Annotated in this window: 23 protein-coding genes; 10 read left to right on the top strand and 13 right to left on the bottom strand. The window is 70.0% G+C overall.

Features of this window, described 5'->3' with window-relative positions; genetic code table 11:
• Positions 1 to 139: 139 nt before the first annotated feature.
• From ACFQ7F_RS23140 to ACFQ7F_RS23165, 6 genes are all read right to left on the bottom strand, one after another.
• Positions 140 to 1,129, bottom strand: a complete 990-nt coding sequence (locus tag ACFQ7F_RS23140) for a zinc-dependent alcohol dehydrogenase family protein (protein WP_383273329.1) — start codon at positions 1,127 to 1,129, stop codon at positions 140 to 142.
• Complete coding sequence (locus ACFQ7F_RS23145) at positions 1,126 to 2,007, bottom strand: carbohydrate ABC transporter permease (RefSeq protein WP_383273331.1); 882 nt, start codon at positions 2,005 to 2,007, stop codon at positions 1,126 to 1,128. The genes ACFQ7F_RS23140 and ACFQ7F_RS23145 overlap by 4 nt, the downstream gene beginning before the upstream one ends.
• On the bottom strand, positions 2,004 to 2,957 hold the full coding sequence (locus tag ACFQ7F_RS23150) for a carbohydrate ABC transporter permease (protein ID WP_383273333.1): 954 nt from the start codon (positions 2,955 to 2,957) through the stop codon (positions 2,004 to 2,006). The genes ACFQ7F_RS23145 and ACFQ7F_RS23150 overlap by 4 nt, the downstream gene beginning before the upstream one ends.
• Entirely contained in the window at positions 2,954 to 4,318 is a 1,365-nt protein-coding gene (locus ACFQ7F_RS23155; protein ID WP_383273335.1) for an ABC transporter substrate-binding protein, read from the bottom strand. Before ACFQ7F_RS23155 ends, ACFQ7F_RS23150 begins: the two co-directional genes overlap by 4 nt.
• 116 nt (positions 4,319 to 4,434) lie before the next feature.
• Positions 4,435 to 5,205, bottom strand: a complete 771-nt coding sequence (locus ACFQ7F_RS23160) for a DeoR/GlpR family DNA-binding transcription regulator (protein ID WP_383273337.1) — start codon at positions 5,203 to 5,205, stop codon at positions 4,435 to 4,437.
• Positions 5,206 to 5,473: 268 nt separating this feature from the next.
• Complete coding sequence (locus ACFQ7F_RS23165; protein WP_383273339.1) at positions 5,474 to 6,283, bottom strand: NAD-dependent epimerase/dehydratase family protein; 810 nt, start codon at positions 6,281 to 6,283, stop codon at positions 5,474 to 5,476.
• A 277-nt stretch (positions 6,284 to 6,560) separates the two neighbouring features.
• Between ACFQ7F_RS23165 and ACFQ7F_RS23170 the strand changes: the two genes are divergently transcribed.
• The 3 genes from ACFQ7F_RS23170 (at position 6,561) to ACFQ7F_RS23180 (ending at position 10,142) form a co-directional block, all read left to right on the top strand.
• Positions 6,561 to 7,514, top strand: coding sequence for a 5-dehydro-4-deoxyglucarate dehydratase (locus ACFQ7F_RS23170; RefSeq protein WP_383273341.1), 954 nt, complete (start codon positions 6,561 to 6,563; stop codon positions 7,512 to 7,514).
• Positions 7,511 to 8,677 (top strand): hypothetical protein, encoded by a 1,167-nt coding sequence (locus tag ACFQ7F_RS23175; RefSeq protein WP_383273343.1) that lies wholly within the window; start codon positions 7,511 to 7,513, stop codon positions 8,675 to 8,677. The genes ACFQ7F_RS23170 and ACFQ7F_RS23175 overlap by 4 nt, the downstream gene beginning before the upstream one ends.
• A 115-nt stretch (positions 8,678 to 8,792) precedes the next feature.
• Positions 8,793 to 10,142 (top strand): S28 family serine protease, encoded by a 1,350-nt coding sequence (locus tag ACFQ7F_RS23180; protein WP_383273345.1) that lies wholly within the window; start codon positions 8,793 to 8,795, stop codon positions 10,140 to 10,142.
• On the opposite strand, the gene ACFQ7F_RS23185 is transcribed toward ACFQ7F_RS23180, so the two are convergent.
• Entirely contained in the window at positions 10,117 to 11,325 is a 1,209-nt protein-coding gene (locus ACFQ7F_RS23185; protein WP_383273347.1) for an MFS transporter, read from the bottom strand. The genes ACFQ7F_RS23180 and ACFQ7F_RS23185 overlap by 26 nt on opposite strands.
• 154 nt (positions 11,326 to 11,479) lie before the next feature.
• Between ACFQ7F_RS23185 and ACFQ7F_RS23190 the strand changes: the two genes are divergently transcribed.
• The 5 genes from ACFQ7F_RS23190 to ACFQ7F_RS23210 all read left to right on the top strand — a co-directional run bounded on the left by ACFQ7F_RS23190 (position 11,480) and on the right by ACFQ7F_RS23210 (position 15,087).
• A complete protein-coding gene (locus ACFQ7F_RS23190; protein WP_383273349.1) occupies positions 11,480 to 12,067 on the top strand; it encodes a TIGR03086 family metal-binding protein in 588 nt (195 codons plus the stop codon).
• A gap of 191 nt (positions 12,068 to 12,258) precedes the next feature.
• Positions 12,259 to 13,071, top strand: coding sequence for an HAD family acid phosphatase (locus tag ACFQ7F_RS23195; protein WP_383273351.1), 813 nt, complete (start codon positions 12,259 to 12,261; stop codon positions 13,069 to 13,071).
• Between the two features lie 179 nt (positions 13,072 to 13,250).
• Positions 13,251 to 14,003, top strand: a complete 753-nt coding sequence (locus tag ACFQ7F_RS23200; RefSeq protein ID WP_383273353.1) for a CPBP family intramembrane glutamic endopeptidase — start codon at positions 13,251 to 13,253, stop codon at positions 14,001 to 14,003.
• Positions 14,004 to 14,005: 2 nt separating this feature from the next.
• The gene (locus ACFQ7F_RS23205) at positions 14,006 to 14,368 is read left to right on the top strand and encodes a PadR family transcriptional regulator (RefSeq protein ID WP_344527161.1); all 363 of its coding nucleotides are present in this window, start codon (positions 14,006 to 14,008) and stop codon (positions 14,366 to 14,368) included.
• Positions 14,365 to 15,087 (top strand): hypothetical protein, encoded by a 723-nt coding sequence (locus ACFQ7F_RS23210; protein WP_383273355.1) that lies wholly within the window; start codon positions 14,365 to 14,367, stop codon positions 15,085 to 15,087. The genes ACFQ7F_RS23205 and ACFQ7F_RS23210 overlap by 4 nt, the downstream gene beginning before the upstream one ends.
• Before the next feature lie 69 nt (positions 15,088 to 15,156).
• Here the strand turns inward: ACFQ7F_RS23210 and ACFQ7F_RS23215 are convergent, their stop codons facing one another.
• The 5 genes from ACFQ7F_RS23215 to ACFQ7F_RS23235 all read right to left on the bottom strand — a co-directional run bounded on the left by ACFQ7F_RS23215 (position 15,157) and on the right by ACFQ7F_RS23235 (position 20,099).
• Positions 15,157 to 16,611 (bottom strand): peptidoglycan D,D-transpeptidase FtsI family protein, encoded by a 1,455-nt coding sequence (locus ACFQ7F_RS23215; RefSeq protein ID WP_383273357.1) that lies wholly within the window; start codon positions 16,609 to 16,611, stop codon positions 15,157 to 15,159.
• 63 nt (positions 16,612 to 16,674) lie between these two features.
• Complete coding sequence (locus ACFQ7F_RS23220; RefSeq protein WP_383273359.1) at positions 16,675 to 17,331, bottom strand: response regulator; 657 nt, start codon at positions 17,329 to 17,331, stop codon at positions 16,675 to 16,677.
• A complete protein-coding gene (locus ACFQ7F_RS23225; RefSeq protein WP_383273361.1) occupies positions 17,328 to 18,659 on the bottom strand; it encodes a sensor histidine kinase in 1,332 nt (443 codons plus the stop codon). The genes ACFQ7F_RS23220 and ACFQ7F_RS23225 overlap by 4 nt, the downstream gene beginning before the upstream one ends.
• A gap of 190 nt (positions 18,660 to 18,849) precedes the next feature.
• Complete coding sequence (locus ACFQ7F_RS23230; RefSeq protein WP_383273426.1) at positions 18,850 to 19,317, bottom strand: GNAT family N-acetyltransferase; 468 nt, start codon at positions 19,315 to 19,317, stop codon at positions 18,850 to 18,852.
• An 11-nt stretch (positions 19,318 to 19,328) separates the two neighbouring features.
• Complete coding sequence (locus ACFQ7F_RS23235; RefSeq protein ID WP_383273363.1) at positions 19,329 to 20,099, bottom strand: IclR family transcriptional regulator; 771 nt, start codon at positions 20,097 to 20,099, stop codon at positions 19,329 to 19,331.
• 137 nt (positions 20,100 to 20,236) lie between these two features.
• On the opposite strand from ACFQ7F_RS23235, the gene ACFQ7F_RS23240 reads away from it, so the two are divergent.
• Together ACFQ7F_RS23240 and ACFQ7F_RS23245 are read left to right on the top strand one after the other, a co-directional pair.
• Positions 20,237 to 21,766, top strand: a complete 1,530-nt coding sequence (locus ACFQ7F_RS23240) for an aldehyde dehydrogenase (NADP(+)) (RefSeq protein ID WP_383273365.1) — start codon at positions 20,237 to 20,239, stop codon at positions 21,764 to 21,766.
• Between the two features lie 5 nt (positions 21,767 to 21,771).
• Positions 21,772 to 22,380: a DUF1349 domain-containing protein gene (locus ACFQ7F_RS23245; protein WP_383273367.1), complete on the top strand. Its 609-nt coding sequence runs from the start codon at positions 21,772 to 21,774 to the stop codon at positions 22,378 to 22,380.
• 108 nt (positions 22,381 to 22,488) lie between these two features.
• Here the strand turns inward: ACFQ7F_RS23245 and ACFQ7F_RS23250 are convergent, their stop codons facing one another.
• Entirely contained in the window at positions 22,489 to 23,019 is a 531-nt protein-coding gene (locus ACFQ7F_RS23250; RefSeq protein WP_383273369.1) for a hypothetical protein, read from the bottom strand.
• Between the last annotated feature and the right edge of the window lie 125 nt (positions 23,020 to 23,144).

Genomic DNA, 23,144 nt, shown 5'->3' on the forward strand with positions numbered 1-23,144 from the left:
CTCAAGCACCGGACGGCTTAAATCTTTCAGCCGTCCGGCGCTTGAGGACCGGGGTCTGGGGCGGAGCCCCTCCGCGGCGGAGCCCCTCATAGATGCGGCCGGGAAGGGGCGGGATCGGGGAGGCCCCGCAGGGTCCGCCCTACGGCACCACAACAATCTTCCGGCCCACCCCAGAGGCGAACCGGTCGAGCGCCTCGGGGTACGAGTCCAGCGGCATCCGGTCGCTGATGAACACATCCGGATCGAGCACACCGGCGGCGAACAGCTCCGCCGCCCGCTCGTAGCTGTGCAGGACCGCCATCGACCCGGTGATGGTGATCTCCTGGTTGTAGATCTTGTACGGATCGATGCTGACACGTGTCGCGTAGTCGGCCACACCGAACTGCAGGAACGTTCCTGCCTTGGCGACCCGGCCAAGGCCGTCCTGGATCGCCGCCGCGTTGCCCGTGGCGTCGACGACGATGTCCCACCCCTGCGGCCGGTCAAGATCGTCCGCACCGGCGGCCGACCCCGAGACGCCCAACTGCCGCGCAGTGGCGAGGCGGTCCGCGTTGAGGTCCACGATGTCCACGCTCGCCGCCCCCGTCCGCTTGGCGAGCTCCAGCATCATCAGGCCCATCGTCCCGGAGCCATAGATCAGGACGTGCGCGCCGAGCTGGGCGCGGAGGACGTCGTAGCCGCGCACCGCGCAGGACAGCGGCTCGATGAGGGCCGCGTCCTGGGTGCGTACGTGCTCGGGGAGCCGCACGCAGTTGGCGACGGGCGCGACGGCGTACTGGGCCGCGCCGCCCGCCGTGGTGACGCCGATCGCGTTCCAGCGCTCACAGAGGTTGTTGTGGCCGGTACGGCAGTAGCGGCACTCGTAACAGTAGAGCGAGGGGTCGACGGCGACCCGGTCGCCGATCGAGAGCTCCGTGACCTCGCGGCCGAGGCCCACCACCTCCCCGGCGAACTCGTGCCCCGGGACCACCGGCAGCGTGGGTGCGAACTCGCCCTGCAGGATGTGCAGGTCGGTTCCGCACAGACCGCAGGCGGCGACCTCGACGACGACGTCGCGCGGCCCCGGGGTGGGGTCGGGCACCTCGCCGACGACGGCTTTGCCAACGGACTCGATGATGGCGGCCTTCACTTGACTGCTCCCAACGACAGGCCCTGGACCAGCTTGTCCTGGGCGGCGAACCCTGCGGCGAGCACCGGCAGGGAGATCACGAGAGACGCGGCGCACACCTTCGCCAGGAACAGGCCCTGGCTGGTGATGAAGCCGGTCAGGAAAACGGGCGCGGTCTGGGCGACGACGCCCGTGAGTACCCGTGCGAAGAGGAGTTCGTTCCAGCTGAAGATGAAGCAGATCAGGGACGTCGCCGCGATCCCCGGCAGCGCGATGGGGGCCACCACGCGCGTGAGGATGGTGGGCAGACGCGCCCCGTCGATCTGCGCGGCCTCGATGATCGCGACCGGCACCTCGGCGAGGAAGGACTGCATCATCCACACCGCGATCGGCAGGTTCATCGACGTGTAGAGGATGACGAGCAGCCAGATGTTGTCGAGCATCTCGGTGTTCTTGGCGAAGAGATAGATCGGAAGGAGGCCCGCCACGATCGGCAGCATCTTCGTCGACAGGAAGAAGAACAGGACGTCCGTCCACTTCTTCACCGGCCTGATGGAGAGCGCGTACGCGGCGGGCAGCGCGAGGACGAGCACGAACAGGGTCGAGGCGACCGACGCCACGGTCGAGTTGATGAGCGAGGGCCAGGGGCTCGCGCCGCCGCCCGTGCCGAAGAAGTCGCGGTAGCCGTCCAGGGTGAGCGAGGCGGCGAGCGAGGGCGGATTGGTCGCCGCGTCCGACTCCGAGTGGAAGGAGGTCAGCGTCATCCAGGCGATGGGCAGGAAGAACAGGATTCCGGCCAGCCAGGCGGCAAGGCCGAGTCCTGCGGAGCCCCGGATGCGGAAGCGGCTCCCCGGCTGCTGTGGCTGCTGTGTACGTACACGCGTATCGGCAGTGCTCATGCGCGGGACGCCTCCTCACGGAACAGGGACGAGACGACCCGCAGTGCGAAGGTCGCGATGATGATGGAGCCGATGACGACGAGGACACCGGCGGCGGACGCCAGGCCGTTCTCGTGGGCCTGGTAGAAGCTCTGGTAGACGGTGTAGGGCAGGTTGGCGGTGCCAAGACCGCCCGACGTGATCGTGAAGACGGCGTCGAAGTTCTGCACGATGTAGATCGAGCCGAGCAGCGAGCCGAGCTCCAGATAGCGGCGCAGATGCGGCAGCGTCAGATAGCGGAACACCTGCCAGTTGCCCGCGCCGTCCATGCGGGCCGCCTCGATGAGCTCGCTGTCACGGCTCTGCAGGCCTGCGAGCAGGATCAGCATCATGAAGGGCGTCCACTGCCAGATCAGGGAGGCCTCGATGGCGATCAGCGGGGTGTTGGAGACCCAGTCGGGCTGGGCCGCGCCGTCACCGCCCACCCAGTGCAGCAGGCCGTTGAAGAGGCCGTACTCGGGGTTGTAGAGCACGTGCTTCCACAGCAGCGCCGCGGCCACCGGCACGAGCAGGAACGGCGCGATGAGCAACGTACGCACGAATCCGCGGCCCCGGAACTTCCGGTCGAGGAGCAGGGCGAGGCCGAGGCCGATGACGAGGCTCGCTATCACGACGGTGGCCGTGAGCACGATGGTCGTCAGGACCGACTTGCGCAGGTCCGGATCGGTGAGGACCTCGGAGTAGTTGTCGAATCCGGCGAAGCTGCGGGCGTCGGGGTAGAGGGCGTTCCAGTCGAAGAAGGAGATCACCAGCGTGGCCACGAACGGCAGCTGGGTCACGACGACCATGAAGATCAGGGCGGGCAGGAGCGGGGCTCTGGTGGCCCAGGCGCGCAGCCTTCCTGGCCCCTTGGGGCCGGGGGCGCGCGCGGTCTTGGGCGCGACGGTGGTGGTACTCGTGGTGGCGGTCATCGTCCCTCGTACTCCTCGGCGATCTTCTCGGCGAGCTTCTGTGACTTCTTGAGGGCCGAGTCGACGGACTGGCGCCCGGCGATGGCCGCGCTGATCTCCTGGGAGACCTTCGTGCCGAGGTCGGTGAACTCGGGGATGCCGACGAACTGGATGCCGGGCGCGGGACGGGGCTGCACTCCGGGATCGGTCGGGCGCGCACCCTCGATGGCGTCGTGGGTGACGTCCTGGAAGGCGGCGGCTTCCTTGCGGTACTCGGGGTTGTCGTACGTCGACGCCCGCTTGCCCGCCGGGACGTTGGACCAGCCGATCTTCTCGCCGACCAGCTGCTCGTACTCCTTGCTCGACGCCCAGGAGACGAACTTCCATGCCTTGTCCGGGTTGCGCGATGCCTTCTGCAGGCCCCACGCCCAGGTGTAGAGCCACCCGGAGCTCTTGGTCTTCTCCACGGGCGCGGGTACGTAGCCGATCTTGCCCTTGACCGGGGACTTGGCGGCCTCGAGGGAACCGGCGGCGGCCGTGGCGTCGTACCACATGGCGGTCTTGCCCTGGGTGAGGTTGTTCAGGCACTCGGCATAGCCGGACTGGGCGGCCCCGGACTCGCCGTGCTCGCGGACGAGGTCCACGTAGAACTGCGTCGCCTTCTTGAACTCGGGTGAGTCGAGGCGGGCCTTCCAGTCCTTGTCGAACCAGGTCCCGCCGAAGGTGTTCACCACGCTCGTCAGAGGCGCGATCAACTCGCCCCAGCCCGGAAGCCCGCGCAGACAGATGCCCTTCATGCCGGACTCGGCGCCGTCCACCTCGGCCGAGAGCTTCGCCACCTGCTGCCAGGTGGGGTTCTTCGGCATGGTGAGGCCGGCCTTCTTGAACACGTCCTTCCGGTACATCAGGAAGGACGACTCTCCGTAGAAGGGCTGCCCGTAGAGCTTGCCGTCGTCGCCGGTGAGGGACTGGCGCATGGACGGCAGTACGTCCTTCTCGTCGTACGCCTTGTCCTTCTTTGTGTACGAGCCCAGTTCGTGCAGCCAGTCGTTCTTGGCGTAGATCGGGATCTCGTAGTTGGAGAGCGTGGCGACGTCGTACTGGCCCGCCTGGTTGGCGAAGTCCTGGCTGATTTTGTCGCGGACGTCGTTCTCGGGCAGGACCGTGAAGCTCACCTTGATGCCCGTTTCCTTGGTGAAGTGGGCGGCGGTGAGCTTCTGCAATTCGACCATCTGCGGGTTGTTCACCATCAGTACGTTGATGGAGTCGCCGGAACCGGTCCCGCCCGCCCCGGCCCAGCAGCCGGAGAGCAGCGGGGCAAGCAGCGTCCCTGCGGCTGCCGCGGCGAGTGCGCGCGACCTCCGTCGGCTCTGGGTTCGCATGAATGCTCCTGGACGTATGGGGACTTATGGGAGGTGTGGGGGTGCGTCGAGGTGGAAATGGGCGTGCGGAATCACGGGAGGTGAGCGGGAGGGGAAGGTGAGCGGGTGGGGCGGTGTCAGACGCGGATGACCTGCGGGCCCTGGAGCGAGTAGCGGTGCGCCTCGGACGCGGGCAACTGCGTGCTGGTGACGATCGACTCCAGCTCGCCGACGTGCGCGAACCTGCAGAAGCTCGTCGCCCCGAACTTGGTGTGCACGCCCGTGAACACGGTGCGCCGTGACGCCCGGATGGCCTGCGTCTTCACCTCGCTGACCGCGGGGTCGGGCGTGGTCAGGCCGTGCTCACGGGAGATGCCGTTGGCCCCGATGTACGCGAGGTCGATGACGAATCCGGCCAGCATGCGCGTCGTCCAGTGGTCGACGGTCGCCAGGGTGCCCGGGCGGACACGGCCACCGAGGAGGAGTACGGACATGTTGTCGGCCTCGGCGAGGGCGCCCGCGGTGGCCAGGGACGCGGTGACGATGGTCAGGGGGCGGCCCTTGGCGGCTTCGGGGAGGGCTTCGGCGATGAGCTGTGGGGTGAAGCCCTCGTCGACGAAGACCGTTTCGGCGTCGCCGAGGAGGTCGGCGGCGGCGGTGGCGATCCTTCTCTTCTCGGGGACGTGCATGGTGGTGCGGAACGCGAGGGTCGTCTCGTACCCCGCGCTCTCCACGGGGTAGGCGCCACCATGGGTGCGGCGGACCAGGCCGTGGTCCTCCAGGGCGCGCAGGTCACGGCGGACGGTCTCTTTGGCGACACCCAGTTTGGTGGCGAGTGCGGTGACGTCCACGGAGCCGGAGTTCCGTGCTGCCCGGACGATCTCCCGCTGACGCTCTTCCGCGGTCATGGGTGCCGCCGCCTTTCCTCGCTGTGCCCGTTCGGGCCCTGTGGGGAAGTTCTACAGCGGGGGACGGTGTGTGAACAGGCTCGGAGTGCAGACGATGGTGCCCGCATGTGCCCGCTTGGCAGGGCCGCGGCCTCTGCTTCGGGCGGTGGGGCTGCCCGTTCGGGGGGTGTGGGGCGCCCGTTTGATGCCCGAGTGGGGTTCGGTCGACTCTTCTTCCTCTACCGGAAGGGCTGATTTCCGTCTGTCCGGCATCGGTGTGGCCGAGTGCTCAGTACGGCCAGACTGGAGGGTTCGTGCAGAAGTGACCGCCCAGATTCGCGTGGTCCGGGTTCGCGGGGTCCAGTTCCCCCTGCTCGGCGACCAGCTTCTCCGCGTACTGCTCGGAGTCGTCCTGCGGCTCGTAGCCGAGCGCGCGCGCCGACGAGAGGTCCCACCACAGCCGCGTGTTCGCGGACGATCCGTAGACCACCGCGTGTCCCACATCAGGGGCGGTCAGCGCCGCGTCGAAGAGCCGGGCGCCGTCCCCGGGGCTCATCCAGACCGACAGCATCCGCACGCTCGACGGCTCCAGGAAGCACGAACCGATGCGCACCGAGACGGTCTCGACCCCGTGCTTGTCCCAGTAGAACTGGGCGAGATCCTCACCGAACGACTTCGACAGGCCGTAGAAGGTGTCGGGGCGGCGCGGCGCGTCCACCGCGATCAGCGGATCGTCCCCGACGGGCCGCGGCGTGAATCCAAGCGCGTGGTTCGACGACGCGAAGACGACCCGGCGGACGCCCTCCTCGCGGGCCGCTTCGTAGAGGTTGTACGTCCCCTCGATGTTGGCCCGCAGGATCTTGTCGAAGGAGGCCTCGAGGGAGATGCCCGCGAGATGGATGACGGCGTCGACGCCCCGCACGGCCTCCCGCAGCGCCTTCTTGTCGGCCAGGTCCGCCGTGATCGCGTCGGGCTCGCCCTCGATGGGCAGCACGTCGAGGAGTCGCAGTTCGTAGCCGTAAGCCGGGAGCAGTCCCCGCATCAAGGTGCCGAGGCCGCCTGCGGCGCCGGTGAGCAGGATGGTGCGGGGAGCGGGCATGAGGGGATCTCCTCGGATCAGGGGCTGGGCTGCTCAGCGGCTGAGTTCGCGTGTACGTACAGCATTCACATCTGTGGACAAGCTAAGGATCAACACCTCGTCGAGTCAAGTGTCGTACGGAGGCGGCGAATCCGCTCTTGAATGACGGTTCTCTTGCTGATCTCTTGTCGATCTCTTGCCGACCTCGGCGCTTGACCGGGGCTCGGGAGGCGGCTTAGCGTGGGTGCGTTCAGAAATATGGACGTGGATCAGAAACGTGCACGCTTAGGGAGAGCCCGTGACGTCAGCACCCCTCGCCGATCGACTCAATATCCCCAGCGGGCCGCTGTTCTTCCCGGTCACCGCCTACGGTCCTGACGGCTCCGTCGACCTCGATGTCTTCCGCGCGCACGTGCGCGCGGGCATCGAGGCGGGCGCGGCGGCCGTGTTCGCCTGCTGCGGCACCGGAGAGTTCCACGCCCTGACGCCCGAGGAGTTCCAGGCGTGCGTCGCCGCGGCCGCCGAGGAGTCGGCCGGCCGGGTGCCGGTGGTCGCGGGCGCCGGGTACGGCACCGCGCTCGCCGTGCGGTACGCGAAGCTCGCCGAGGAAGCCGGTGCCGACGGGCTGCTCGCGATGCCGCCCTACCTCGTCGTCGCCGGGCAGGAGGGGCTGCTCGCGCACTACGCCGAACTGGCCGCGGCGACCTCCCTCGACATCATCGTCTACCAGCGCGACAACGCCGTGTTCACCCCGGAGACGGTGGTCGAGCTCGCCCGTACCGAGGGCGTCATCGGCTTCAAGGACGGCCTCGGCGACATGGACCTGATGCAGCGCATCGTCAGCGCCGTGCGCGCGGAAGTCCCGGAGGAATTCCTCTACTTCAACGGCCTGCCCACCGCCGAGCTGACCGGGCTCGCCTACCGGGGCGTCGGCGTCACGCTCTACTCGTCGGCGGTCTTCTGCTTCGCGCCCGACATCGCGCTCGCCTTCCACCGGGCCTTCAACGCCAGGACCGCCGAGGGCGACGACCTGGTGAACCGGCTGATCGACGGTTTCTACCGGCCCTTCGTGGAGCTGCGCGCCGAGGGCCGCGGATACGCCGTCTCGCTCGTCAAGGCAGGCGTACGCATGGCCGGGCTCGACGTCGGCGGGGTGCGGACGCCGCTGCACGAACCCGCCGACGAACACATCAAGCGCCTCGCCGAACTGACCGAGCGCGGGCGCGCCCTGGTGCGGGAGGAGGGCGCGTGAGGACCTCCGCCTTCCTGTACCCCTGGGACGTCGTCGGCGACCCCGCGGCGCCCGCACGCGTCGCGGGCCTCGGCGTCCAGCAGGTCACCCTCGCCTCCGCCTACCACTCCACGCGCGCGCTGACCCCCCGCCACCCCCGCCACCGCATCGTCACCGCCGAACACGCGGCGGTCCTGTACGAGCCCGGTGACCGGTGGCAGGGCCGCGACCTTCGCCCGTACGCGGCCGGAGACTGGGCCCCTGGCGACGCCTACGGAGAAGCCGCCGACGCACTGGCGGCCGCCGGGCTCGACGTACACACCTGGGTCGTCCTCGCCCACAACTCCCGTATGGGCGCCGACCATCCGGACACCTCCGTCGTCAACGCCTACGGAGACCGCTACCCCTGGGCTCCCTGCATCGCGCAGCCCGCCACGCGCGCGTACCTCGTCGACCTGGCGGTGGAAGCCGCCGTACGCCCCGGCGCGCGCGGCACCGAGCTGGAATCCCTCGGCTGGTACGGCCTCGCGCATCTGCACGCCCACGACAAGATCGCGGGAGTGGCGCTCGGGGAAGCCGGGCAGTACCTGATGTCGCTGTGCTTCTGCGCGGACTGCCGCGAGGGGTACGCCGGACAAGGACTCGCCTCCGACGATCTTGCGGCCGGGGTCCGCCGCGCCCTGGAGCCCGTGTGGCGGGGCGACGAGCCCTCCGGCGGCTGGGAGGCGGTGGAGAAGCTCCTGGGCGCCGAGACGGCCACCGCCACGCGCGCGTGGCGCGAGGAAACCGCCCGCACACTCCAGGAATCGGCGATCGCGGCCGTACGCGCCGCCGCCCCCGACGGCTTCCAGGTCCTGCTGCACGCCGACCCGGTGGCCTACCACTGCGGCGCCAACGCCGGAGTCGACCCGGAGCACATCCTCTCCGTGGCCGACGGCGTGGTCGTGCCCTGCACGGGCGGTGCCGGGGCCCTGACACCCTTCGACGCGCACCGCACGGCCCGCACCACCCTCGCCGCGAACCTCACCGTCGTCTCCGGCATGGGCGGAAGTCCCACCACACTCGCCGCCGACGCGGCGCACGCGATCACGCTGGGCGCCGACGAACTGCGGCTCTACCACGCCGGACTGGCCTCCGACGCGGACCTCGCGCAAGTGACCAAGGCCCTGGAACGCCTCAAATAGCCTCTGTCGCACCGGAAGTGGAAGCGGTTACCATCCGCGCACCACAACACCGTCGCGCCGGCCACGAGCGGAACAAGACCACGGCAGGCCGACGGCAAGACGACAAGGGGACAAGGTGCGCAACAAGGGGATATCCGCGCTGGTCTGTGCCGGATTCATGGCGGGTGCGGCCGTGCTCGGCGGGGCAGTGCCCGCGGCCGCGCAGGCAGACGAGCGACCGGCGGCGGACGCCAAGGCCGACATCCGGGAGCAGCTGGAGAAGATCCCCGGCATGAAGGTCGTCTCCGTGGCCGACAGGGAGGGCTACCCCTTCTACACCCTCACGTACGCCCAGCCCGTCGACCACCACAACCCCGGCGCCGGCACGTTCACCCAGCGCGCCACGCTCTGGCACAAGGCCACGGACAAGCCGACCGTCCTCTACACCGGCGGCTACACCCTGGCGTCCAACACCACCGCCCTCACCAAGCTGATCGACGCCAACCAGGTCAGCGTCGAGCACCGCTACTTCGAGCAGTCGCGCCCCTCGGGCCCGGCGGCATCGGACTGGTCCAAGCTCACCGTCCAGCAGGAGGCCGCCGACGAGCACCGCCTGACCCAGGCGCTGCGCGGCATCGAGAAGGGCAAGTGGCTCGGCACGGGTGCCAGCAAGGGCGGGATGACGGCGACGTACCACGAGCGCTTCTACCCCGGCGACCTGGACGCTGTCGTCGCGTTCGTGGCGCCGAACGACGCGAACAACAGGGACGACAGCGGCTACGAGCGGTTCTTCAAGACCGTCGGCACGGCCGAGTGCCGGACCGCTCTGAACGCCGTGCAGCGCGAGATGCTGGTACGGCGTGAGGCGCTGCTGCCGAAGTTCGAGGCGGACGCGAAGGCCGCCGGTGACACCTTCGATGAGACCCTCGGCACCACCGACCGCGCCTACGAGTTCGCGGTGCTCGACCAGGTGTGGAACTTCTGGCAGAGCGGCACCGTCGACAACTGCCCGACCGTGCCCGACGCCAAGAAGGCAAGCGACGACGAGCTCTACGACTGGTCGAAGAAGCACGGCTTCAGCGTCTACCAGGACGAGACCCTCGGCACGAACGGCACAGGTCCGTACTACCGGCAGGCCGCCACCCAGCTCGGCTGGGCCGACCTGAAGTTCGCGCACCTCAAGGACGTCCGCCACTACCCCGACATCTACCAGCCCAACTCGGTCCTTCCCGAGTCGATGCGCGGCTCGTACAACAACAGGACCACCGCCGACGTCGACCGCTGGGTGAAGACCCAGGGCCAGCGGATGATGTTCATCTACGGCCAGAACGACCCGTGGAGCGCGGAGAAGTTCAAGCCGAGCCACCGCGACTCCTACCGCTACGAGGTCCCCGGCTCCAACCACGGCGCCTCCATCGCCAAACTGCCCGCCGCCGAACAGGCTGAGGCGATCGCGACCATCAAGCGCTGGGCGAATGTGAAGTAGCCGTCATCGAGGTGGCCTTGAGGAGGGGCGCGGCGATCAGCAGTCGCGCCCCCGCAAGGACCGGCAGCAGGACGCGGTAGTCGACGGCCTCCACGAGTCCCGCGCCCAGGGCGATGCCAAGGGCGGTCGGCGTGAACATCAGGGTGCTCGCGGTCGCCGCCGCGCGGCCGAGCAGGGCCTGCGGTGTCTCGCGCTGGACCGCCGTCATGCCCGCGATCAGCACGCAGGGCAGTCCCAGGCCGTTGGCGAGGCTGCCCGCCAGAGCCGTCGCGTCGTACGGCAGCGCGTGCAGGACCACGGCGAGCGCGGTGAGCGCGATGCCCGCCCCGCCGAACCGGCGCCCTCCGAAGCGCCGCAGCAGCGCCCCCGAAGAGACACCGACCGCGACGGAACCGGCGCCCTGCACGACGTACAGCACGCCGGTGTACGCGGGGGAGTGGCCGAGCCCCTCCACGACCGCGTACACGGCCGCCCCGCTGATCCCCGAGGTCAGCATGGTCAGGCCGCCCGCGAGGACGAGGGGGCGCAGCTGCGGACTGCCCCACAAGTAGCGTGCGCCTTCAGCCGTCTGGGCCCGCCATCCCTTCGTGTCGCGCTCGGGGGCGTCCTCGTGCACGCGCAGCAGCGTGAACATTCCGGCCGCGATGACGAAGGTGGCGGCGTCAAGGAGCGCCACCCGGGCGCCTCCGTAGGCGGCGAAGAGGCCCGCTCCCGCGAGTGGTGCGATCAGCTTCATGCCCTCGTTCGCGGACATCCGCAGGCCGTTGAAGTCTCCCGTCAGGTCCTTGCCGACGGCCGCCGTCACCAGGGCCGCCTCGGCCGCGTCGGTGACGGCGCCGCACGCCCCGTACAGGAAGAGCACCGCGTAGAGGACCCACAGGGTGCTCGTGGAGTCGACGAACAGGAGGGAGGTCAGCAGGGCGCCCAGGGTCAGGTTCGTGCCGATGAGCAGGGGTCTGCGGCGGGTGCGGTCGGCGATCGTGCCCAGGAGGGGGCCGATCAGGGACGGGGCCCAGAGGGCGAACGTGCAGAGGGCCGCCAGGCCGTCCGAGCCGGTCAGCTGCTTCACCCAGATCCCGGAAACCAGCCACATCGCGGAGCTCCCGAAGCCGGAGACCACCACCGCGCCCAGACAGAGGCTCGCGTCGCGGTTGCGCAGGATCCGCGTGATCGTCGATGTCATGGCAGGTGATGGTGGTTCTAAGGCCCGGGGTCCGGCATAGGGCAGGTGCGGTAGATGTGCGCGCCAGGTCCGGCGATGAGTTCCGGGCTGCGGGCCGGTCTACAGGGCAGGAGCGCGGTCCGTGGGGCAGGGCCGCCGAGATTCGGGAGGATCCATGACGGAGACGATCGACTTCGCGCCGCAGGCCCGCCTTGTGGCAGGCATCGCGGAAGGCATCGGTGACGAGCAGCTCGCGGGGCCCACGCCCTGTCCGGAGTACCAGGTGCGCCATCTCCTTGGCCACCTGGTCCATCTGACCGGCGCGTTCCGGGACGCCGCGCGCAAGGACTTCGGGCCCCACCTCGACCAGGACCCGGGGAACGCCCTGCCTGAGCTCGGCCCCGGGTGGCGTACGGACCTGCCGAAGCTGCTCGACGAGCTGGTGGAGGTGTGGCGCGACCCGGCCGCGTGGGAGGGCATGACCCGGGCGGGCGGCCTCGATCTGCCGGGTGCGGTGGCGGGCGCCGTCGCCATGGACGAACTCGTCGTGCACGGCTGGGACCTGGCCCGTGCGACGGGACAGGCGTACGCCCCCGACGAGGCGAGCCTGGGGGTGGCCCAGGCGCTGCTCACGCCCCAGGAGGGCGACGCGTCCGGGAACAGCATGTTCGGGGCCGTGGTCCCGGTGCCGGACGGCGCCCCGCTCCTCGACCGCGTGATCGGGCTCAGCGGCAGGGATCCGGGCTGGAGGCCGGGGGCGTAGTACTCAGGTTCTCTCCGGTTGTCTCCGGTTCTCTCCGGATCAGGTATCGATCGGGCAAAGAGTCTCGCGATGCGGTGTGTGATGCGCGTAGACAGTGCGCGTAGACGGGCATTGACCTGCTCGAACTTGTCACCTCTGCACAGACCCAGACCCAGATCCAAACCCTGACCCTGATCCGGAGATATCGACCTATGCGGAAGTCCCTAAGGGTGGCGGGCATCGCCACCACCTGTGCCGTCGCCGGAGCCGCGCTGTACGGCACCGGCGCCGCCACCGCCGACAACGCCTCGGCGCGGCACACCGCCGAACCCCAGAACATCGGCGTGCTCGTCGGCGAGATCGACGACTACTACGGCGCGTACCAGGACGCCGACGGAGTCTGGCGTTCCTCGCCGGACAGCCCGTACGCCAAGGATCTGGCGCGCGTCCAGACGAAGGCGAAGAAGGACATCAGGAAGGCCGCCGCGCACGGCGCGCACGGCGCGAAGGGCGGCGCGCACGGCAAGAAGCCCGCGATCGTCCTCGACGTGGACGACACCGCGCTGCTCAGCTTCGACTACGAGAAGTCCACCAACTACACGTACAACGGCGCCACGTGGGACGCCTACGTGAAGGAGGCCAAGCGCCCCGCCGTCTTCGGCATGCCCGAACTCGTCAAGTACGCCAAGGGCAAGGGCGTCGAGGTCTTCTTCCTGACCGGGCTGAGCGAGTCGCAGCGCGAGGGCGCGGTCACCAACCTCGCCAAGGCCGGGTACGACACGAAGCTCGACACCAAGCACGTCTTCACCAAGAACAAGACCGCCCCGCCCGCCTACCTGAGCCACTGCGCCACGCCCGCCAAGTGGGAGTGCACCACCGTGCAGTTCAAGGAAGGCACCCGCAAGTACATCGAGTCGACCGGCTTCAACATCGTCGGCAGCTTCGGTGACCAGGTCTCCGACCTCGCGGGCGGCTACGCGGACAAGACGTACAAGCTCCCGAACCCGACGTACTTCGTGGAGTAGTCCGGCTTCTTCGTGGAGTAGTCCGGCTTCGTGGAGCAGTCCGGCGGCCGGGGAGGGACTCGGCATCGCGAGATAGGTTGCATTCCTGACTAGGTCGCTTTACGGTCTAGGTAGCTCACATGCTCATGGGGCTGTGCGGCACGCGCCGCGCGGCCCCTTCGGGAAGGGGGAATCCCACCATGACCATCTCGCCGGACTTCTCGGTCGCTTCCACCGTCGTCACCGCCGTGCTCGGTGCCTATCTGCTGCTCGGTGAGCCCTGGCTCGGCCGCCGCCTCTACGGCTCGCTGGCCCGCCGCCGCGACACCGAACCGCGCGCTCTCGTCGGCTACTTCAGTTTCATCCTCGTCTTCTGGTGCGTCCTCGCCGCGCTCGCGGTGGCCGCGCTGCTGCTCTCGCCGGGCATCGCCGCCGCCGACCTCGGCATCGCGGCCCCCGCGTCGCCGGTGTCGGCGGCCGTCATCATCGTCCTGATGGGGGCCGTCTCGGTGGTGTCCGGGCGCAAGATGCGCGCCCTCGCCGAAGGCGGCAGGAACGTGCCGGGGCTCGCCTCCATCCAGGCGATGCTGCCGCGCACGGCACAGGAGCGCCGCCTCGCGATCGCCGTCGCCGTGACCGACGGCATCTGCGCCGAGCTCGTCTACCGCGGGCTCCTGATCGCCTTCGGCGTCGGCGTGCTCGGCCTCAACCTCTATGCGGCGGCGGCCCTTTCGGTGCTCGTGTACGCCGTCGCCGGTATCTACCAGGGCCGCAGCGGCGTCATCGCCTTCGGCCTCGTCGGAGCCCTCTTCGCCGGGCTCTATGTGGCGAGCGGGAGCCTGCTGCTGCCCATCGCCGTCCACATCGCGCTCACCGTGAGGGACTTGACGCTCCCCGTGCCGGAGCCGATCGGCAGCCTGCCCACGTACGAGCCGACCCCGAAGGGCAGCTGACCATGACCGCACCCGCGTCCGGGGGCGCCAAGACCGACCGCAGGGCCAGCTGGTTCAAGGGCGTACTCGATCTGCTCGTGCTCGCCGCTCTCACCGACGGCGAGAGCTACGGCTACGAGATCGCCAAGCTGCTCGACGCCGCCGGGTTCGGCCAGATCAAGGGCGGCACGCTCTACCCCGTGCTCAACCGCCTCGAGGAGGCGGGCCTGGTCGCCGCGGAGTTCCGGGCCACCGAGAAGGGCCCAGGGCGGCGCTACTACTCCCTGACGGACGCGGGGCGCGCCACGCTCGGCGAGCAGGGCGGACTGTGGCTCGCCTTCGACGGATCCGTACGTGAGGTCCTGGCGAAGGCGGGTGTGCGATGAGCGTGAGCTACTTCGCGGATCTCGCCGAGCGGCTGCGGGCGCAGGGGGTGCCCGCCGACCGAGTGGCGGCGACCGTCGCGGATCTTCAGGCGCACCTGGAGGAGTCGGGCGGCGCCGCCCCGGAGGCCGAGTTCGGGCCCGCCGAGGAGTTCGCCCACGAACTGGTGCCCGCCGGGACCCAGGCGCCCGAGGTCCCCGGGGCGCACATCGAGACATGGCGGTGGACCGCCGACACGTATGTCGACGAGGAGCTCCTGAACCGCTTCGGCGACGAGGGGTGGGAGGTGGAACGGGTCGACGCGCTCGGCCGTTTCGTCAGCCACCGGGACCTGGAGCGGCCGCAGCGCTGGGAGTACCGGCGTGAGCTGGTCACGCGGGGGCGTGAAGGGCTCGACGAGCGGCTTGCCCCCGACGGCTGGGAGGCCTGCGGGAACTGGATCGTCTACGCGTGGTTCAAGCGGCCGCTGGCTGCGAGCCTTGGGCCCGACGCGGAGATCTCGGCTCCGCCGGAGGTGCCGGGACGGTGGCGCTTCTTCAGCCGGCGTTTCTATGTCCTTGTGGCTGTCGCGGCGTCGGTCGTCGTCCTGGCGGGCGTCGCCGTCGCCGTCGACGACGGTCGGGCCCACACCGGATTCGGCTTCGCCGCGGGGATCCTGACAGGGCCCTTGGGCCTGTTCGCCGGTCTTTGGGCCTTGCAGGTGTGGCGTTCGCGCCGCTGACCTCCCACCTCCGCGGGGTGCCGTCCAGAGCATCGGCACCCCGCGGTCGTGCACACGGATCAGGTGGGGCTACGAGTCCAAGGCCGCCGACATCATCGACTTCGCGATGGGCGCCGCAAGGCCGTTGCCGCTGACCTCCGACCTCGCCGCGCTCGACGACTCGATGATGACCGCCACCGCGACCTCCTTGCCGTCGCTGCCCTTGGCGTACGAGGTGAACCAGGCGTACGGCGTCTTGCTGTTGTTCTCGCCGTGCTGCGCCGTGCCCGTCTTGCCGCCCACGTCCGCGCCGCTGATCCGCGCGTTCGTACCCGTGCCCTTCTCGACGACCGTCTCCATGGCCGACTGCAGCTGACTCGCCGTGTCCTCGCTCATCACCCGCTGGGAGTCCGCGTCGTCGAACGACTGGAGGACGTCGCCGCCCGAGTCCGTGATCTGGGAGACCATGTGGGGCGCGGCCAGCTCGCCGCCGTTGGCGATCGCCCCCGAGACCATCGACATCTGCAGCGGCGTCGCCGTCACGTCGAACTGGCCGATGCCGGTCAGGGCCGTCTGGGCCTTGTCCATGCCCGAGGGATACACGCTCTCGGACGCGCGCACCGGCACGTCGAGCTTCTCGGTGTTGAAGCCCATCTTCTCGGCCATCGCCTTGACCTTGTCCTGGCCCAGGTCGACGGCCATCTTCCCGAAGACGTTGTTGCACGAGTACTGCAGCGCCGTACGGATCGTCGCGTCCTCGCAGGGCGCGGAGGCGCTCTCGTTCTTCAGCGGCTGGGTCGTGCCGGGCAGCATGTACGGGTTCGGGCTTTCGGTCCTGGTGTCCGCCGAGCCGTAGAGCCCGTCCTCAAGGGCCGCCGCCGCGACGACCAGCTTGAACGTCGAACCAGGCGGCAGCGGCTGCCGCATCGCGCGGTTGACCAGCGGCTTCTCCTCGTCCTTCAGGAGCGAGGACCACTCCTTGGAGTCCGTGGAACCGGAACCGCTGATGTCCGAGGGGTTGTACGAGGGGGTCGACACCATGCTGAGGATCTTGCCCGTCTTCGGGTCGACGGCGACCGCCGCGCCCTTCTGGTCGCCGAGCGACTTGTACGCGGCCTTCTGCACCGCCGGGTCGATCGTCGTGACCACGTCACCCGGATCGGCGCGCTTGTCGGTGACCGTGTCCAGCGGGTTCTTCAGCCGGTTGTCGGTGCCGTCGAGGACGTCCTTGTAGATGCCCTCGAGCTGCGTCGCTCCGTACACCTGCGAGCTGTAGCCCGTGACGGACGAATACAGATCGCCGTCCTTGTAGGTGCGCTTGTACGCGAGGTCGCTGCCCTTCGTCCGCTCGGAGCCGGTGATGGACTCACCGCCCACGATGATGTTCCCCAGCGGGTTCGCGTACTGCTCGATCGCGTTGCGCCGGTTCAGCTTGTCGTCCGCGAGCGCCTTCGAGTCGTAGAACTGCACCCACGTCGCCCGCACAAGGAGGGAGACCACGAGCAGCAGTGTGAAGACCGAGGCGCGCCTGATCGTCTTGTTCATCCCATGAAAGGACGAGCGGCGCGGATGTATTCGTTCCGTTCTGCCGGGTTTCTCAGACATTCCTCATGCAGTGTTCATGAAGCCCGCCTCGTACGCCGCGATCACCGCCTGCGTACGGTCCCGGGCCCCCGTCTTGGCAAGGACCGCGGCCACGTGCGTCTTCACCGTCGCCGGGCCCACGCCCATCCGTCCGGCGATCTCCGCGTTGGTCAGGCCCGCCGCCATCAGCCTCAGCACCTCGCTCTCGCGCCCCGTCAGCCTGCCCACCCAGGCCGGCGCCGCGGGCTTGGCGCGCCCGTACTCGGCGGCCAGGGCGCGCACCGCCGCGGGGAAGAGCAACGAGTCGCTGCGCGCGACGAGCCGCACCGCCTGCACGAGCGAGTCCGCGTCGGACCGCTTGAGCAGGAACCCGGAGGCCCCCGCGCGCAGCGCCTCGTACACGTAGGAGTCGTTCTCGAAGGTCGTCACGACCACGATGCGCGGCGGATCGGCGACCGTCCGCAAGATCTGCTCGGTGGCCCGGATGCCGTCGATCTCCGGCATGCGTACGTCCATGAGCACCACGTCGGGCTTCAGCTCGCGTACGACGGACACCGCATCGGCGCCGCTCGCCGCCTCGCCGACGACCTCCAGGTCGGGCTCGGCGGACAGGATCACGCGCAGGGCGGTGCGCACCATGCGCTCGTCGTCGGCGAGCACGATGCGGATGGGGGGAGTCATGCGGGGCCCTTCAGAGGGAGTCGTACGTTCACTCGCCACACCCCGTCGGCGGGGCCCGCAAGGACCGTGCCGCCGAGGAGCCTGGCCCGGTCGGTGATGCCGCGCAGGCCGTGGCCGCCGCCGGGGCGGGGCGCGGGGGGCGAGGGGGGCGCGGAGGACGCGGAGGTGTCGTGGGGCAGCGGGTTCTCCGCGATGATCTCCAGGTCGGTGCCGTCCAGGGCGATCCGGAGGGTCACCGGGGCGGCGGGGCCCGCGTGCCGGAGCGCGTTGCTCAGGCTCTCCTGGACGATGCGGTAGGCCTCGCGGGACACCATCGGCGGCAGGGCGTCCGGGCCTTCGCGGCCGAACTCGACCGTGGCCTTCACCGGCAGGCCGCCCGCGCGGGTGTGCTTGAGGAGCCTGTCGAGGTCGGCGGAGAGGGTGGGGGCGGGCGCGGTCGGACTCGCCCGGTCGCTGCCTCCTTCCCTCAACACTCCAAGAACCGCGTCGAGTTCGCCCACCGTGCGCCGGGTCGTCTCCTCGATGGCGGCAAGGGCATCGCGGACGAACTCCGGGTCGCTGTCGAGGACTCTGCGGGCGGCGCTCGCCTGGAGCGTGACCGCGCTCAGGGCGTGGCCCACCGAGTCGTGCAGCTCCCGCGCGAGCCGGTTGCGTACGGCGAGGTCGGCGGCGCGCTGTTCGGCCGCCGCGAGCCGGTCGGCGGGCGAGGGCCCGAGCAGTCGAGGCGCCCAGCGCGCGAGCAGGCCCCCGGCCGCCGCCGCGCACCCCGCGAGCGCGAGGAGGGAGAGGATCCCGGCGACGGGGGAGAGCGCCAACGCCCACCCCTCGTCGAGCACTTCGGGCATCCCGGCCCGGCTGCCTCGCAGCGCGGCGACGAACGGAAGCGCGATGAGCACCGCCGCGAACGGCGGCAGCGCGAGGGACATGCCGCTGATGATCCCGCCGAACCCGAGGTGCAGCGTGAACCACGCGACGGTGCGCCCGCGTGCCTGCCGGGACCGTGCGGGCCCGTCGGCGAGCGTGTCGCCCGGCACATCGCACAGCGCACGCACGGCGGCCACCGACATCGGCCGTGTGAGCGGGAAGAGGGCGGTGACGGCTGCGAGGGGCAACCCCACGACGAACGCGCCGAGTTGGGAGGTGAGCGAGCCGAAGACGTTGTCCTCGCCGAGCAGCGGACCGACGGCGACGGAGCCCACGAAGACGTACGGCATGGCGAGCGCGCCGCCGAGGATCAGATGGATCCACCGCCGCCGCGCCCGCCGCCCGAACAGGGCCGTCAAGGCGGTCAGGGGCCGTGGGACGACCGCCCCGATGATCTGGCTCATGCCCCCATGCTCCCGGGCCGGGGTGCGGGACACGTCCTGCGTGGCGATGATCCTGGTCCGCCGTGCGGGGGAGAATCAGCCCGTCCGGCGTTTGAGGACGAACTCGGCGCAGCCGGTGACGACGGTACGCACGAGCCGGCGAAGCCGGGGGATTCGGGTAGGGGCGGGATCGGGGAAAAGAACCCCGTCCCTACGCCAGCACCAACACCGCCTCATCAATCTCCTCGCCCCGCGCATGCGCAAAGCCCCGCGCAGCGGCGGTAACCAGGAACCCACACTTCTCGAGCACCCGCAGGGACCCCGCGTTGTCCGCCGCCGCCCGAGCGTAAAGCGGCCGCTCGGGCACCTCGGCAAGCAACGCCCGCAAAGCCGCCGTGCCGAGCCCACGGCCCCAGTACGCCCGATCGATCCAGTACGTGACCTCGCGCTCCCCCGGCTCCCCGTACACCGCCGCGCTGCCCACGACGTCGCCGTCGGCGAGGACCGTACGGACGACGTCGTCCGACGCCCTCAGCTTCTTCCAGTGGGCCTCGAAGAGCGTCCAGTCCGCCGCCTTCGGCGAGGTGAACGCGGCGACGTGGTTCGACTCGGGATCGTTCATCTGCCGGTAGAAGACCGGGAGATCGCTGTCGTGGACCGGGCGCAGAATGACATCCATACTGACCATGGTCAGAGCCTACGAGTCGCCAGTGTCAACCGGTCACGCGCGTCGAACAGGGCGTCCTTCACCATCTGTTCGTGCGCGGGCGTAAGGCGTGCCACCGGCACGGAGCAGCTGATCGCGTCACGCGCGGGCGTGCGGTACGGGATCGCGACGCCGAAGCAGCGCAGGCCGAGAGTGTTCTCCTCGCGGTCCACGGCGATGCCCTGCTCGCGGACCGTGCGCAGCTCGTCGATCAGCTTCTCGCGGTCGGTGATCGTGTGCTCGGTCAGCGCGGGCAGCGTCTCCGGGAGCATCTTGCGGACCTGCTCGTCGGTGTGGGTGGCGAGCAGCGCCTTGCCCAGGGACGTCGAGTGCGCCGGCAGGCGGCGGCCCACCCGCGTGAAGGGGCGCAGGTAGTGCTGCGACTGACGCGTGGCGAGGTAGACGACGTTCGTGCCGTCGAGGCGCGCCAGGTGGATCGTCTCCGTGGTGTCGTCCGAGAGGCGGTCGAGCGTCGGACGCGCCGCCGCGACCACCTCGTCGCCGTCGATGTACGAGGTGCCGACGAGCAGGGCCCGCACCCCGATCCCGTACCGCGTGCCCGTCGCGTCCGTCTCCACCCAGCCGAGCTCCACCAGCGTACGAAGGAGCATGTAGAGGCTGGACTTGGGGTACCCGACGGCTTCCTGGACGGCGGCCAAGGAGTGCATTCCGGGGCGCCCCGCGAAGTATTCGAGCAACTCCACGGTCCGCACCGCGGACTTGACCTGTGCCCCGCCAGTCTCGCCAGCCGACATCGCCCTTGACCCCTTAGTTCGACGAGAAATAGTCTCCGAAGTCTCCGCTATTCATCACCGGAGACAGCGTTCAGCATATCGAACAGCCCAGGTGGGTGGCAGCACATCTGTGGCATCACCCTTGGAGGGACCCCGCGGTGGCATCAGCACCAGTCTGGAGTGTCGACCCCCGAACCGGGAAGCAGCGCGAGCAGGTCGCTGTCGAAGCCTCGGTCCAAGAGGTGGATCAGGCGGTACGTTCCGCACTGGCCGCCAAGGACGCCCTCGCCGACCGCGCCGTACGCGCCGCCTTCCTGCGCTCCGCGGCCGAACTGCTCGACGGGGCCAAGGACCACCTGGTGGAGGCCGCGGACGCGGAGACCGCGCTCGGTCCCGTCCGGCTCACGGGCGAGCTCGCCCGCACCTGCTACCAGCTGCGGGCCTTCGCCGACGTGGTCGACGAGGGAGGCTTCCTCGGCGTCGTCATCGACCACCCCGACAGCAGCGCGACCCCGCCCATCCCGGACCTGCGGCGCTACAAGATCCCGCTGGGCGTGGTGGCCGTCTACTCCGCCTCCAACTTCCCGTTCGCCTTCTCCGTGCCCGGCGGCGACACCGCGAGCGCGCTCGCCGCGGGCTGCCCCGTGGTCGTCAAGGCGCACCCGGACCACCCGGCGACCTCCGAACTTGTGGCGGCGACGCTGCGCCGGGCCGCGGCCCGGCACGACATCCCCGAGGGCGTCATCGGCCTCGTGCACGGCTTCGACGCGGGAGTCGAGCTCGTCAGGCACCCGTTCGTCTCCGGAGCGGGCTTCACCGGATCGATCCGCGGCGGCCGAGCCCTCTTCGACGCGGCGGCGGCCCGCCCCGTGCCGATCCCCTTCCACGGCGAGCTCGGCTCCCTCAACCCGGTCGTCGTGACCGAGGCCGCGGCGGTCGAGCGCGCGGAGGAGATCGGAGCGGGTCTCGCGGGCTCGATGACGCTGGGCGTCGGCCAGTTCTGCGTCAAGCCGGGCCTGGTCTTCGCGCCGACGGGAGCGGGCGGCGACCGGTTCGTCAAGTCCCTGACGGAGGCGGTCAGCGACACCGAGGCCGGGGTGCTCCTCGACCACCGGATGCGGGACAACTTCGTGGCGGGCGTGCGGGAGCGCGGCGCGCTGCCGGACGTGGACGCGCCGGTGACGCCGGGCGCGGGCGGCGAGCACACGGTGAGCGCGGGCTTCCTGACGGTTCCCGCGGCGAAGCTCGCCACCGAGGGCGAGCACGATCTGCTCCTGGAGGAGTGCTTCGGCCCGGTGACGGTCGTCGCACGCTACGAGGACGAGGCGGAGATCACCTCCGTACTCACCCGGCTTCCCGGCAACCTCACGGCGACGGTGCAGCTGTCCGCCGAGGAGGCCGCGGGCGAGGGAGGCGGCACGGCGCTGCTCGCCGAGCTCACGCCGCTTGCCGGGCGCGTGCTGGTCAACGGGTGGCCGACCGGGGTCGCGGTGGCGCCCGCGCAGCACCACGGCGGTCCTTACCCCGCGACGACGTCCACCTCCACCTCCGTGGGCGGTACGGCGATCGAGCGCTGGCTGCGTCCTGTGGCGTACCAGAACACGCCCGAAGCGCTGCTCCCGGCCGAGCTGCGGGACGACAATCCGCTGGGGCTGCCGCGTCGCTACGACGGGCGCCTGGAACACTGACGCCCATGGACGTCGACATCCCCCAACTGCCCTTCTCCCTGCGCTCGTACGGCCCCGACGGCAACTGGTCGTACGAGGACGGGGTGCTCACCGGCTGGGCGAGCGCCCGGCAGGACCGCTTCGTGCCGCCGACGGGCGAGGCCCTGGACCCCGCATCGGACGCGCCTCGTCTTCTCGGCGCGCCCGAGGGGGACTTCCAGCTGATCGCGCGGGTGACGGTCGGTTTCGCGGCGGCGTTCGACGCGGGCGTGCTGTACCTCCACGTCGGCGACCGGGAGTGGGCGAAGCTCTGCCTGGAGCGGTCACCGGACGAGGCGACGGTCTGCACGGTCGTCACCCGCGGCCGCTCCGACGACTCGAACGCGTTCGTGGTGGACGGCAGCAGCGTCTGGCTCCGGATCAGCCGCACGGGTTCGGCGTTCGCGTTCCACGCGTCGCTCGACGGGGAGCGGTGGACGTTCGTCCGGATCTTCTCCCTCGGCGAGGAGAAAACGGCGGGAGCCGCACTGGTCGGCTTCATGGCGCAGTCGCCGGTGGGGGAGGGGTGCGTGGTGACGTACGAGGGGATCGAGTTCCGCCCCAACTGGCCCCGGGGCCTCAGGGACGGGTCCTAGTACGTCGCGGGAGCGAAAGCGTCGGTCGCTCCCGCACCCTCGCTGTTCGGACCGGAGTCCCACCGCCGGATCTTGCGGTCATAAAGCGACGCAGCGAGAAGCCGCGAGTCATGTGTTTCTCTTTGTTCTGATCGTTCTGAGATGTGTCACCGCGGCGACGGCGACCGTGCCGACAGCGGCCGCCAGAAGCACGGTGAAGATCACGACGGCGGGGTTCACCCAGCCGGGGACGACGTCGAAACCGGCGTTGCACTTGTTGTGCAGCGGGAACCAGCGATCTGTTTCTGCCGCGTGCTGTGCCTGGTAGGCGGCGTCGTAGGGCTCCTGCCGGACCCGGCAGGACTTCTCCACACGCAGGGCCCCGGAGAAGGCGCCGACACAGTAGGAGACGAGCAGTCCCAGGAGGGACACCGGTGCGGTCGCCAGGGCGAGCATCGGCCACGCTCCGCGTCCACCCGCGCGCAGGGCGCGGACGCCCCGCCGGGCGGCGATGACGACGAGGAGCCCGGCGCTCAGAAGGAAGGCCGTGAGAACGGCGAACAGCCAGCCGAACGCCAGGAAGCTGAAGAAGCCCATCAGGGCGACACCGCTGAAGTAGAGCAACTTCTCCGGATGCTGCGGGGTGCTGCGGACTCGCATGGGGATCAGTCCTTGATACGTGCCGACCGGAGGAACTTCTCGTGGCTGCTCCGACAGGTGGCGTGGTCAGGAGCAGCCGGGCACGGGGATCACCATAGACACACCACAAAGGGCATATGCAACAT

The organism is Streptomyces sp. NPDC056486 (assembly GCF_042795295.1).
In the GTDB taxonomy this organism is placed as follows: Bacteria; Actinomycetota; Actinomycetes; order Streptomycetales; family Streptomycetaceae; genus Streptomyces.

What these genes read in the sequence shown, in the direction of transcription:
- ACFQ7F_RS23145 (WP_383273331.1), bottom strand. Translation starts at nt 2,007, where the DNA reads ATGAGCACTGCCGATACGCGTGTACGTACACAGCAGCCACAGCAGCCG.
- ACFQ7F_RS23150 (WP_383273333.1), bottom strand. Translation starts at nt 2,957, where the DNA reads ATGACCGCCACCACGAGTACCACCACCGTCGCGCCCAAGACCGCGCGC.
- ACFQ7F_RS23155 (WP_383273335.1), bottom strand. Translation starts at nt 4,318, where the DNA reads ATGCGAACCCAGAGCCGACGGAGGTCGCGCGCACTCGCCGCGGCAGCC.
- ACFQ7F_RS23160 (WP_383273337.1), bottom strand. Translation starts at nt 5,205, where the DNA reads ATGACCGCGGAAGAGCGTCAGCGGGAGATCGTCCGGGCAGCACGGAAC.
- ACFQ7F_RS23165 (WP_383273339.1), bottom strand. Translation starts at nt 6,283, where the DNA reads ATGCCCGCTCCCCGCACCATCCTGCTCACCGGCGCCGCAGGCGGCCTC.
- ACFQ7F_RS23185 (WP_383273347.1), bottom strand. Translation starts at nt 11,325, where the DNA reads ATGACATCGACGATCACGCGGATCCTGCGCAACCGCGACGCGAGCCTC.
- ACFQ7F_RS23190 (WP_383273349.1), top strand. Translation starts at nt 11,480, where the DNA reads ATGACGGAGACGATCGACTTCGCGCCGCAGGCCCGCCTTGTGGCAGGC.
- ACFQ7F_RS23195 (WP_383273351.1), top strand. Translation starts at nt 12,259, where the DNA reads ATGCGGAAGTCCCTAAGGGTGGCGGGCATCGCCACCACCTGTGCCGTC.
- ACFQ7F_RS23200 (WP_383273353.1), top strand. Translation starts at nt 13,251, where the DNA reads ATGACCATCTCGCCGGACTTCTCGGTCGCTTCCACCGTCGTCACCGCC.
- ACFQ7F_RS23205 (WP_344527161.1), top strand. Translation starts at nt 14,006, where the DNA reads ATGACCGCACCCGCGTCCGGGGGCGCCAAGACCGACCGCAGGGCCAGC.
- ACFQ7F_RS23210 (WP_383273355.1), top strand. Translation starts at nt 14,365, where the DNA reads ATGAGCGTGAGCTACTTCGCGGATCTCGCCGAGCGGCTGCGGGCGCAG.
- ACFQ7F_RS23215 (WP_383273357.1), bottom strand. Translation starts at nt 16,611, where the DNA reads ATGAACAAGACGATCAGGCGCGCCTCGGTCTTCACACTGCTGCTCGTG.
- ACFQ7F_RS23220 (WP_383273359.1), bottom strand. Translation starts at nt 17,331, where the DNA reads ATGACTCCCCCCATCCGCATCGTGCTCGCCGACGACGAGCGCATGGTG.
- ACFQ7F_RS23225 (WP_383273361.1), bottom strand. Translation starts at nt 18,659, where the DNA reads ATGAGCCAGATCATCGGGGCGGTCGTCCCACGGCCCCTGACCGCCTTG.
- ACFQ7F_RS23230 (WP_383273426.1), bottom strand. Translation starts at nt 19,317, where the DNA reads ATGGATGTCATTCTGCGCCCGGTCCACGACAGCGATCTCCCGGTCTTC.
- ACFQ7F_RS23235 (WP_383273363.1), bottom strand. Translation starts at nt 20,099, where the DNA reads ATGTCGGCTGGCGAGACTGGCGGGGCACAGGTCAAGTCCGCGGTGCGG.
- ACFQ7F_RS23245 (WP_383273367.1), top strand. Translation starts at nt 21,772, where the DNA reads ATGGACGTCGACATCCCCCAACTGCCCTTCTCCCTGCGCTCGTACGGC.
- ACFQ7F_RS23250 (WP_383273369.1), bottom strand. Translation starts at nt 23,019, where the DNA reads ATGCGAGTCCGCAGCACCCCGCAGCATCCGGAGAAGTTGCTCTACTTC.